Origin of the sequence: Hyphomicrobium sp. (assembly GCF_036833075.1) — a bacterium.
In the GTDB taxonomy this organism is placed as follows: domain Bacteria; phylum Pseudomonadota; class Alphaproteobacteria; order Rhizobiales; family Hyphomicrobiaceae; genus Hyphomicrobium_C.
The window spans coordinates 1-3,394 of the sequence record NZ_DAITQL010000152.1 but is presented as its reverse complement, the minus strand read 5'-3'; the positions used below and the strand labels follow the sequence as shown (position 1 = coordinate 3,394).

Annotated in this window: 4 protein-coding genes and 1 pseudogene; all 5 read left to right on the top strand. The window is 57.7% G+C overall.

The window, feature by feature from the left end; genetic code table 11:
* The coding region (locus V7082_RS21480) for an efflux RND transporter permease subunit (protein WP_334151720.1) at window positions 1-245 on the top strand (245 nt) is incomplete at its 5' end.
* On the top strand, window positions 246-806 hold the full coding sequence (locus V7082_RS21475) for a hypothetical protein (RefSeq protein WP_334151719.1): 561 nt from the start codon (window positions 246-248) through the stop codon (window positions 804-806).
* A 64-nt stretch (window positions 807-870) separates the two neighbouring features.
* The gene (locus V7082_RS21470; protein WP_334151717.1) at window positions 871-1,998 is read left to right on the top strand and encodes a tetratricopeptide repeat protein; all 1,128 of its coding nucleotides are present in this window, start codon (window positions 871-873) and stop codon (window positions 1,996-1,998) included.
* A gap of 179 nt (window positions 1,999-2,177) precedes the next feature.
* Window positions 2,178-2,735 carry a cation transporter gene (locus tag V7082_RS21465; RefSeq protein WP_334151716.1) on the top strand — a complete coding sequence of 186 codons (558 nt, stop codon included), beginning with the start codon at window positions 2,178-2,180 and terminating at the stop codon, window positions 2,733-2,735.
* 49 nt (window positions 2,736-2,784) lie between these two features.
* A pseudogene (locus V7082_RS21460) lies at window positions 2,785-3,394 on the top strand (heavy metal translocating P-type ATPase); the annotation flags it as partial.

The following is a 3,394-nucleotide window of genomic DNA, read 5'->3' as shown; positions in this document are numbered from 1 at the left end:
CGATGACGCGCTTGCGGCCCGTTCTCATGACCGCGCTCGTGGCCTCGCTCGGATTTGTCCCGATGGCAATCGCAACCGGCACGGGCGCGGAAGTGCAGAAGCCGCTGGCAACGGTCGTCATTGGAGGTCTGATCAGCGCCACCATCCTGACGCTCGTCGTCCTGCCCGTCCTCTACAAGCGCTTCATTCTGCCCGAAGCACCGAAAGCCCAAGAAGAAGTACCAACCACGAAGGAGTACGCCTAGATGATTAGTAACAACGGGTTTCTCGCCGTTGCCACCGTGATTAGCCTCGTGCTGGCATCGCCAGCAAATGCGGAAGGTTCGGAGCGTGCCCGCGGCGACCAGCTTCGCGGTGTCCAATTGGCCGCCAATGACGGGCACGACCACGGCAAGGACGAACATGACCATGGCAAGGGCGGGCATGATCACGGGAAAGATCACGGCCACAATGACAAGACTCATTTCGAGGCGAAATCGTTCTCGACGGTGAAGGAGGCATGGTCCTTCCTCTCTACCACGACGGCCGAAGCAGAGAAGCTCCTCGCCGAAGGCAAGGTAGAGCCCATCCATGAGTTAGCCGAGCACATCGGCAGTGCTGTTCATACGCTCGAAGACAAGTCCGATATGGTCACAGGCGACGCCAAGACGAAGTTGGCCGCTGCCCTAAAGCAGCTCGATAAGGCCGCCGATGAACTGCATCACTCGGCCGAAAGCAACGACACCGACGCGGTCGCGCTGAACCTCAAAAAAGTAAAGGGCCTACTTCCGCTCGTTCAGGGTCTCTACCCGGACGGTGCGCTGTAGGCCTAGAGGATGCCGCCGCCCCCCCCCATGCCCCGGGCGGCATCCTCACTTAAGAGGAGGAGATATGAACCGAACATCAACGCGCTGGTTAACTGCCGCCTTGAGTGTCTGGGTTTTCGGCGCCTCTTTCACTGCGAGAGCTGCCACTAATTTTCCTGCAGCATTGACCGTCGATGATTCGACTCAGTTGGTCCACGACCGTGCTGCGGAGGCTCTATTGCGCGGGCGGCTTTCGGAAGCGCTGCGTGGATTCAACGAAGTGTTGAAACTTCAGCCTTTCAATGCAACCGCATATTACAATCGCGGCAATATCCGGTATCTCCGGCGTGAATTCGAGCTTGCGCTGCAGGACTACACGGCAGCGCTCAAATACCGGCCCGGGTTCGCGGCTGCCGCTATGAACAGAGGAATAGCGTTCTCGAACTTGGAGCGCCTTGATGAGGCGCTTGCGGATTTGGACAGGGCGTCCGAACTCGATCCATCCAATTCCGACGTTTTCTTCAATCGAGCCATAGTGCACGTAAAGCGCGGCGCCATGGATAAGGCGCTTGCCGACTATGACAAGATTGTCCAGCTCGATGGTTCAAACCCGGATCTGGAAGCAACTCGATTTAGGCTAAAGTCTCTACTCTCTCGCATCGACGAACTGGGTGTCGTCGGCCGTGAACGTAATCGGCACATTGTCGCCGAGATGGATCATGCTCGTTCTATTGAGCAATTGCTCGACTTCCTCGATCGCACGTGCATTCGCCTCGGTGACGATCGCCCAGGCCTCTCGGCTGTTGCACAGGCTGGTGGTTGGACCGAGGTCTCGGACAAGGAACTCGCTGAAGTAAGTACGCCCTTAGTCAAGCTGACCGAAGGGTGGAAGCTCACAAGTCGTCTTGGCAGCATGGCTGTTGTGCAATCCAGCTCCGTTCGCGATCCGAGTGTTCTTTGGTGCTCCATAACCACGAGGCTCGGTGATCCCCACTGGTTTGAGGATTTCGCAACCCTATTCACGAGTCGGTTCCGGTCACCTCGCTTGGTCATTCGCGAGCTTGAAGGCCGTCGCACTAGCCAACAGGTCGTGATCAGGGATGATAAGGCGCGGGTCGAGGTCATGTTCTCGCAGAGAACTGACACCCGGGTGTTCACGGTCAGAACCGCTCACGGAAAGGAGCAAGGCGTCGATCCACCTAATCCTCGGTGACGCGCGATGCGCATGTCTCATGACGTTCATCCCATGGCTCCGGGCAACATCGATCGCCAATGAAATCAAAAAGAAGGTCTCAGCCCGGAGTCCCCGATCGGGATCAGAGAGGTGGCGCCTCGATCGGCATGATGCCCCTCGACGGTCTAACTTCCGGCTACAGGAACGCCCTTTGGATCGTGATCGCCATTACCGGCGTGATGTTTCTTGTCGAAATGGCAGCCGGCCATATTTACGGCTCTCACGTCCTCCAGGCGGATGCACTGGATTTTCTTGACGACGCGCTGACCTACGCTTTGAGTCTGGCAGTGATCGGCGCCAGCATGAGAATTCGTGCGGCTGCTGCATGCCTGAAGGCGATTTTGTTGTGCCTGACGTGCCTTTGGGTACTCAGCTCGTCGATCTATCATATGTTTGTTTTGGAGTTCCCGCGCGCGGAGATCATGGGTGCGGTCGGATTGTTTGCCGTACTGGCGAATACTGCATGCCTAGCTCTTTTAGAGCCTCACACGCATCGGGATGCACACATCCGCGCTGATGGTCTGAACTATCGACATGACATAGCTGGCAATGTTGCCGTCGTTATCGCGGCCTTAGCCGTGTGGTTCCTGCAGTCACCATGGCCAGATCTTCTGCTGGCGATCGTGGCGACCGGGCAACGGTTCTCTAACACAATCCAAATGTTGCGACAGGCGGTCCGCCTGTACCGAGCAAGCGGGGAGTCGCCGATGCGTTGATACTCATTCCTGCGAAAAGGTGGCCACACATCGAGGATCCCCTAGTGTTATGACCGACAAGACAAGACTCGACATTCCCTTGCTGCTGCCGGACCTCCCTGATGCGGCCGATGCATGCGTTGGCCGTTTGATCGCTGATCTCAAGGGACGCTCCGGGATCGAAGATGCGCATGTTCTTACCGAAGATGGTGAGGCAAGCGCCACGTTATGCGTACACTACGATCCGGACGTTCTGTCTCTCTCGCGCATACGCGAATTTGCTCGCGCGTCTGGCGCGCAAATCACAGAGCACTTTGGCCACGCACTGTGGGAGGTCTTGGGTATTACGCACCAACGGCGTGCTCAGGCCGTACAAGCCCATCTTCGCGAGCTGCAGGGTGTGTTGGAGGCAGAAGCGACTTCGGCCGGATCGATACGCGTCGAATTCGACAGGTCTCGGATTTCAGAGGAGGCGATACTTAGCGCCCTCGCAGAAATGGGTGTTGAGCCCGAAACCAAAGGGCGCCGCTCAGCTGACGAGCATGGCAAGAGTGAACACCGACACGATGCTGCCCGGCGCGATGGCGACGCGCATGCGCACGGAAGCATTCTAGGCCTCGATACTGAGATGGCTTTCGCACTCGCTTGCGGTGCGTTGCTCGGATTTGGCTTCGCCATCG